The 7454-nt window shown below is 39.1% G+C and carries 4 protein-coding genes; 2 read left to right on the top strand and 2 right to left on the bottom strand.

Features of this window, described 5'->3' with window-relative positions; genetic code table 11:
- Positions 1-896: 896 nt before the first annotated feature.
- Positions 897-1586, bottom strand: coding sequence for a YggS family pyridoxal phosphate-dependent enzyme (locus ACFIO3_RS05230; protein ID WP_375704171.1), 690 nt, complete (start codon positions 1584-1586; stop codon positions 897-899).
- A 165-nt stretch (positions 1587-1751) separates the two neighbouring features.
- On the opposite strand from ACFIO3_RS05230, the gene leuS reads away from it, so the two are divergent.
- Both leuS and ACFIO3_RS05220 read left to right on the top strand, forming a co-directional pair.
- Positions 1752-4394 carry a leucine--tRNA ligase gene (gene leuS, locus ACFIO3_RS05225; RefSeq protein ID WP_375695267.1) on the top strand — a complete coding sequence of 881 codons (2643 nt, stop codon included), beginning with the start codon at positions 1752-1754 and terminating at the stop codon, positions 4392-4394.
- Positions 4381-4977, top strand: a complete 597-nt coding sequence (locus tag ACFIO3_RS05220) for a hypothetical protein (RefSeq protein ID WP_375686455.1) — start codon at positions 4381-4383, stop codon at positions 4975-4977. The genes leuS and ACFIO3_RS05220 overlap by 14 nt, the downstream gene beginning before the upstream one ends.
- Here ACFIO3_RS05220 and fsa read toward each other — a convergent pair.
- On the bottom strand, positions 4974-5627 hold the full coding sequence (fsa, locus tag ACFIO3_RS05215; protein ID WP_375608607.1) for a fructose-6-phosphate aldolase: 654 nt from the start codon (positions 5625-5627) through the stop codon (positions 4974-4976). The genes ACFIO3_RS05220 and fsa overlap by 4 nt on opposite strands.
- Between the last annotated feature and the right edge of the window lie 1827 nt (positions 5628-7454).

Genomic DNA, 7454 nt, shown 5'->3' with positions numbered 1-7454 from the left:
GAAATATTCCCTGTTTTTCCTTAATTAAAGTTTAAAATCAGAAAAATTGCGCATATGAAAAGTTGAAGTTTTTCTATTTGTTTACGAGAAATATAAAGAGATATCGTTATTGAAATCTGCTTTGTTGCTATTGTTTTTCTTGCATGTATTATGCGCACATGCGTGGGATTCGTTCTTTTATTTTTCAGGCGGATATTGACCGTATTTTACGCTTTGTAAAGCATAGAAAGTCTCTATGCTATCGTTGACCTTATAGATTGCTATCATGTTGTTTAGCGCGGTTCTTGGTGCTCTATTGGGTATTTGAGATGTTTATTTTGCTCAAGTGGCTTACATGAAAGAGTTTTGTTACTGTATTATGCAGCCATAAGCTTTTTTTATCTACTTTACACCATTGGCATATGGGGAGATTGTGCGCGCGTGTTGGGGAAGTTAAGAGAATTCGTGGTTTTTAATGGAGATCATTGCGATGATCTTATTAAATATTCTTTTGTAATTATTTATTTTGCGAAAGTTTTTTCATTCATGCGCAACGCCCCTCTTATCATTTTGTCTTTATATAAGGATTTATTTTTTACGTTGCTTTTGCTGGAGAGGCGGTCAGAGGGGAGTAAAGTAGAGCTAATGTGCGAGAATATGAGAGCCAAATTGTAACGCTATCTTGAAGCTATTGTATGTGTTGTGGATGTGCCGGTAAGAAATTTGAGAAGACCAGCTTTTTTGCTTATTTTGCTAACAGGATGAAAGAGGGACTGGAATCTTTTTTGCTAGAATTGCTCTTTTATTGATATTGAAGGAAATATTTTTTCTCATTTCTGCTGTTTTGGGCTTGTTCGTAAAATTTTCAATGGGAATTTATATGAAGGGGGAATGAATTTATATGAGAGGGAATTGCTTTACACAGGGCGTTTTCCAAATAAAGCAGAGCCAATGCGAAGGACGTTAGAGTCAAACTGTAGAGCGGTTTTGAAGTCACTGGACATACCCATGGAAAGCTTTGGAAGACCTGCTTGTTTTGCTAATTTTGCTAAGAGCGCGAAATAGGGGCCGGGGTTTTCATCGACAGGGGGAATGCCCATAAGTCCGATGATATCAAGTCCATAGTTGTTTTTGCATTGGTTGACAAAAGATATAGCTTCTTGTGGTGCGATACCACTTTTTTGCGATTCTAAGCCAATGTTAACCTGAACATAGCAGGGAAGATGCCTTTTTTGCTTTTGCATTTCCTCCATCAAAACTTTGGCTATTTTTGCACGATCAACCGTTTGAATGACATCAAAAATCTTTACAGCTTCAGCAGCTTTATTGGACTGTAGGGGGCCGATGAGATGAAGTTTAATATTTTCAAATTGTTGACGTAAAGCAGGCCATTTTTGTGCTGCTTCTTGTATACGGTTTTCTGCAAACAAAGATTGTCCTGCTTGCAAAAGGGGTCGTATATCAATAGCAGAAACAGTTTTTGAAACAGCGATAAGTTCAATTTCTTCTACAGGGCGTTGTAACTCTTGGCATATTGCTGCAATATCTTTTTGAAGGTTTTGCCATGATTCAATGGAAGGGGCATCAAGGGGAGTTTGTATCTTCATATGTTTGTGCTTTATCGTTGTTGTTCAAGAGTTGGTCGTTTTTTTTAAAGTTTTATAAAATACTTAGGGAAATATTTCACGAAAATGTTGACGATGAGGTTAATCCATGATCAAGCATAATAAAACAAGTTTTTGGTTCTGTTTTATTAAAAGAGTATAATGGGAATGACGATTGAGCATTATAAGATAGGCGAACGCTATAATCCACGTGCGAGAGAAAAAAAATGGCAAGAAATTTGGGATGAAAAGAAAATTTTTCAGACTGTCCAAGAAGATGCTCGTGAAAAATATTATGTTTTAGAGATGTTTCCTTACCCTTCTGGCCGTATTCACATGGGGCATGTGCGCAATTATGCCATGGGAGATGTGGTTGCACGCTATAAACGCGCAAAGGGGTTTAATGTGCTTCATCCCATGGGGTGGGACGCTTTTGGGATGCCGGCTGAAAATGCTGCTATGCAAAATAAAGTGCATCCTAAAACTTGGACTTATCAAAATATTGCGGTCATGCGCGGGCAATTAAAACAATTAGGGCTCTCACTCGATTGGGCGCGTGAATTTGCAACTTGTGATGTGGAATATTACCACCGCCAACAAATGTTGTTCCTTGATTTCTATCAAAAGGGGTTGGTAGCACGTAAAGTGGCTAAGGTGAATTGGGACCCTGTTGATCATACTGTTTTGGCCAATGAACAGGTTGTTGATGGACGGGGATGGCGTTCTGGTGCGTTGGTGGAACAACGTGAGTTGACCCAGTGGTTTTTCAAAATTAGCGACTTTAGTGAAGATCTCTTGGCTGGGCTTGAAGAGCTGAACCAATGGCCTGAAAAAGTTCGCACCATGCAAAAAAATTGGATTGGAAAATCACAAGGTTTGCTGATTCGTTGGGCTTTAAAGTCGACAGGTGATGCTGGTGATGTTTGTGAAAAATTTGATGAGGTTGTTTGTTATTCAACGCGCCCTGATACACTTTTTGGTGCTTCCTTTTTAGCGCTGTCTGTTGATCATCCTATTGCACAAGCTTTGGCAAAAAAAGACAAAGCGTTGAGTGATTTTATTGAAAATTGTCGGTGTGGTGGAACGACAACGGCAGCTCTTGAAACAGCTGAAAAACAAGGGTTTCTCACGCCCCTTTTGGCTGTTCATCCTTTCGATTCAACGGTGCATATTCCCGTTTATATCGCTAATTTTGTGCTTATGGACTATGGAACAGGGGTTGTTTTTGGTTGTCCTGCTCATGATCAGAGAGATTTCGATTTTGCGTGTAAATATGACCTTCCAATAAAACCGGTGGTTTTGCCTTTAGGAGTTGAGAAAGAAGATTTTGTCACACCTGAAGCGCCTTATGTTGGTGATGGGGTGATGATTAATTCTAGATTTTTGGATGGTTTAACACCCCAACAAGCCTTTGAAGAAGCAGCCAAAAGGCTTGAGAAACAAATGTTCAATGGGCAACCGCAAGGGAAGAAAACAGTGCAATTTCGTTTGCGTGATTGGGGGATTTCGCGGCAACGTTATTGGGGGTGCCCCATTCCCATGATCCATTGTACAACTTGTGGGGTTGTTCCTGTTCCGCGTGCTAATTTGCCGGTTGTGTTGCCGGATGATGTTACTTTTGATCAACCGGGTAACCCTCTTGCGCGGCATGAAACATGGCAAAATGTTACTTGTCCTTCCTGTGGTCAACCTGCCAAACGTGAAACCGATACCATGGATACATTTGTTGACTCTTCTTGGTATTATGCACGCTTTACGGCTCCTTTTGCATCAGAACCGGTTGACAAACACGCAACCGCTGAATGGTTGCCTGTGCAACAATATATTGGTGGAATTGAGCACGCGATTTTGCATCTTCTTTATGCGCGCTTTTTTATGCGTGCCATGAAATTGTTAGGTTATGTGACGGTTGATGAGCCTTTTAAGGGGCTTTTTACGCAAGGGATGGTGGTGCATGAAACCTATAGGGATGAACAGGGTTGGGTTTCTCCAGCAGAAATTTCGATTGTTGAAAAAGATGGAAAGCGTCAGGCTTATAAATTAACCGATCAAAGTGAAGTGACGATTGGTTTGATTGAGAAGATGTCTAAATCAAAAAAGAATGTTGTTGATCCTGACGATATTATTGCATCTTATGGTGCTGATACTGTGCGCTGGTTTGTGTTGTCAGATTCTCCCCCCGAGCGGGATGTTATCTGGACAGAATCTGGTGTTGAAGGGGCTCATCGCTTTGTCCAGCGTGTTTGGCGCCATGTGGCTTTGAGTGCTTCTGTTTTAAAGGATATATCCCCTTGTGCAGGGCATCAGGGAGCGGCTTTGGAACTCTCAAAAGCAGCCCATCGTACGCTCCACGCTGTAGAAGATGATTTGGAAAAATTCGCTTTTAATCGGGCTATTGCACGCCTTTATGAATTCTTGAATATTATGGCACCGTTGTTAAATAGGATAGAAAGTGTTGACGATGAAATGAAAGCTTCTTTACGTCAAGCTATGGATTTTTTTCTTGCCATGATTGCCCCAATGATGCCTCATTTAGCAGAGGAATGTCATGCAGCTTTAGGGGAAGAGACTTTAATGTCTACGCTTGCTTGGCCTGTTTATGATCCTGCATTAATCGTTGAAGAAAGCTATACTTTGCCGGTGCAAATTAATGGTAAAAAACGTGGTGAGGTGACTGTTGCAGCAACAGCCGATGAGGCGATGATTAAAGAAGCGGTTTTGGCTTTAGATTTCGTACAGGCGCAGCTGATTGAAAAGCCCGTGAAAAAAATCATTGTTGTTCCAAAAAGGATTGTGAATGTCGTTCTTTAAAAGTTTTCTGCTTATCGTTTTAGCTGGTGTATTCACACTGTTGTGTGGATGCAAAGTTGAGCCGCTTTACCGTCAGGAGTCGCAGAGTTCAATGGCGATGAATTCTGATTCTTATGGAAAATTTGCTTCTGGGCAAGCTTCTTTGGGGCTTGCGCAAAAGCTCGCCTCTATTGTTGTGGAAGAACCTTCAGATCGTTTTGGTCAAATGGTGCGCAATCATTTACTGTTTCTTTTGTATGGGAATGGGGGTAAATCTTCTCTACCGGCTTATCGATTAGCATTGCAGACATCCGTATTTACAAGAGAATCGATGCAGATAGAGGTTGATTATGATAGAAAGAGAGAGGGACGACCTTCTGTTGGAACTGTTATGAGCAGAGCTTCTTATACTTTGCAGGATATGAAAAATATGCCTGTTGCAAAAGGAACAGCAATGATGAATGCATCTTTTGAACGCCTTCGTCAAGAATATGCAACGCTGCAAGCAGAAGAAGATGCAAAAAAACGTGTCGCGGAAGAGTTGGCTGAACAGATCTTTTTGTTACTTTCAAAAGATCTTTCCAATAAAATTTCTAGCCATTAAACAATATTTTGTCCTGTTTTTTTCCAGTCGTCGAGGAATATTTGCAACCCTTTATCGGTGAGAGGATGTTTGACCAGGGCTTTTAAGACTGTTGGTGGAACTGTTGCAACGTCAGCACCGCTTAGTGCTGCTTCTTTGACATGATTAACGGTGCGGATTGAAGCGGCTAAGATTTGTGTTTCAAAGTTATAGTTATCATAAATTGTGCGTATTTCATGAAGCAGTTCACTTCCATTATTTCCGCAATCATCAAGTCTCCCAATAAAAGGTGAAACGAATGTCGCGCCTGCTTTGGCTGCTAATAAGGCTTGATTGGCAGAAAAACAAAGGGTGAGATTTGTTTTTAGTCCTGCTGCTGTGAGGGCTTTACAGGCTTTTAATCCATCAAGTGTTAAAGGAAGCTTGATACAAATATTGTCGGCAATCTTTGCTAAAACAGCCGCTTCTTTCATCATGTCTTCAAATTGAGTTGCTGCAACTTCAGCAGAAACAGGTCCGCTAACGAGAGCACAAATTTCTTTTGTAACATCAAGAATATTGCGTCCTGATTTTAGGATAAGAGAGGGATTGGTGGTAACACCATCAACAAGGCTTAAATTCTGTAACTCTTGAATTTCTTCGATATTGGCGCTATCCACAAAAAACTTCATATCTAACCTCTTCTTTTTAGCTTTTATCCTATTTTTTGTTATGCGCTATTGTTGACGGCAAAAGCAAGAGAAAGAATTAATATCTGTGTAAAGAACAAGAATGCTATGATGTTAATCATATACTCGTTTTCGGTAAAGAAATACGATTTATCGTTTTCACACCCATTTCATAGCGTTGCTCGTAATAAGGTATAGAATTCATTGCGTACCAACATTTTTGTGTATTGGCATCTTTGCGTAGCGGTATTTTTATGAAAATAAGCTAACATTATCACACACTTTGCTCACTTCCTATTTGCGATTGCTCTTGATATTTGAGTGTGCATCATAAGATATCTTCGGTACGTTTAACCTTATTTTTGATGAAAGCGAATGGATTCATTGTGTCGTAATAAAACACCATTGAAGAAGGCATGTAAAATTTTACGCATGAAGTATTTATATGGTCAACATATTTATTTATAATGATAAATAATTGTTTAACTTGAATTATAACGCCAAAGACAGAAAGATTTTCTCATCACGTATTTTGCTTTATATTGAATCAATTAAAATCACTTGTTTGCACGTCATAAGAGGGGCAGGAATGTGGGGAATAAGTATTTCAGAAAGTACTCAAGATGCTTCTTATGAATTGTTTCAAGTGCTAAGGGGGGGGCAACATTCATGAGCTGGCAAGGTATGTGATGGTGCTGGTTTACTCCTTTGTGAAGCGTAAAGATGGTGGTGATCAGTGGATTTATCATTATACCATTCATGGTTTGCGTTGCGAAAAGGGCGTGGATTTGTATGAGAGTTTGATAAATATTTAGAGAAAGGAGCTGTATCTTATAAATTAGCTTACTTTAGGAGGGAGATATGAATCACATAAAGAAGTTGTAAGTCCGTTTAGGAAGCAGGATTATTTACAAAACATTATGTACAGGACATTATTTATAGATCGGCGGGGTTAAGAATCTTCATTTTTGAAATGTGGCGAGGACCCTCAATGACTTATAATCATTGGAAGTTCCATAAGAAGATGAGAAAAATGGGCTAAAATAGCGTTTAATGTCTTAAAAATTTCATTGGAAAGATCTTTTGACAATAAAAATCTGTATAAACAATTTTTTAACCCTATACTTTTGTACTGCATTGCATTGATTCATAAAGATAATTCACTTTTTGTATGTTGAATGAGAACCCCGAAAATCGTAGATTCTCTCGTTCTAAACCTGTTTTATGTTGAATCAATAAAAATCATTTTCTTGCGGGTGATAAACGGGAAAAGCCGTGGAGAGTGAAACTGTCCAAAAAAGAAGAGAAAATACCTTTTATGAATCATTTTAAGTGCCAAGGGGCTTGTTGGCAACATCCACGAGCTGGTAAGGTGTGTGTTGGTACTGGCTTATTGCTTGTATTGTTGTTGCGTAGTTTCAACTAGGTTGAAAAATGTACGCATTGTTTCCACGCTTTGGCATGAAGCAAGACAAATATTGCCAAGACAAATATTGCGATGGTTTTGCGCACTATTATCCCACCGGTACTCAAAAACATGGCGTACTCTCTCTCATTAATAAAGATTTACAAATGTTCCTCGATGGGTTTGAAATGAGAAAAATTTATCGTATTGAGGGGTTTTCATTCAACATACAAAAAGTGAATTATCTTTATGAATCAGTTTATTGAGGATTAAATTGAAACATGAGGCGCAAAAAAATAAAAGTTTTTGTGTTAAGAATAAGTTGCACTATGGGATAGTGTTGTGGAGGGGTATACTTACGATATCATGTTGAATGTTTATAGTAGATGGGCTTTATTTGCACTGGAGAATGGCGCTGGTTTTTT

The organism is Bartonella sp. AD328YNZD (assembly GCF_042196425.1).
This window is presented reverse-complemented; position numbering and strand designations above follow the sequence as displayed.

Excerpts from the sequence above, each read along its gene's own strand:
- leuS (WP_375695267.1), top strand. The coding sequence starts at position 1,752 with ATGACGATTGAGCATTATAAGATAGGCGAACGCTATAATCCACGTGCG.
- fsa (WP_375608607.1), bottom strand. The coding sequence starts at position 5,627 with ATGAAGTTTTTTGTGGATAGCGCCAATATCGAAGAAATTCAAGAGTTA.
- ACFIO3_RS05220 (WP_375686455.1), top strand. The coding sequence starts at position 4,381 with ATGTCGTTCTTTAAAAGTTTTCTGCTTATCGTTTTAGCTGGTGTATTC.
- ACFIO3_RS05230 (WP_375704171.1), bottom strand. The coding sequence starts at position 1,586 with ATGAAGATACAAACTCCCCTTGATGCCCCTTCCATTGAATCATGGCAA.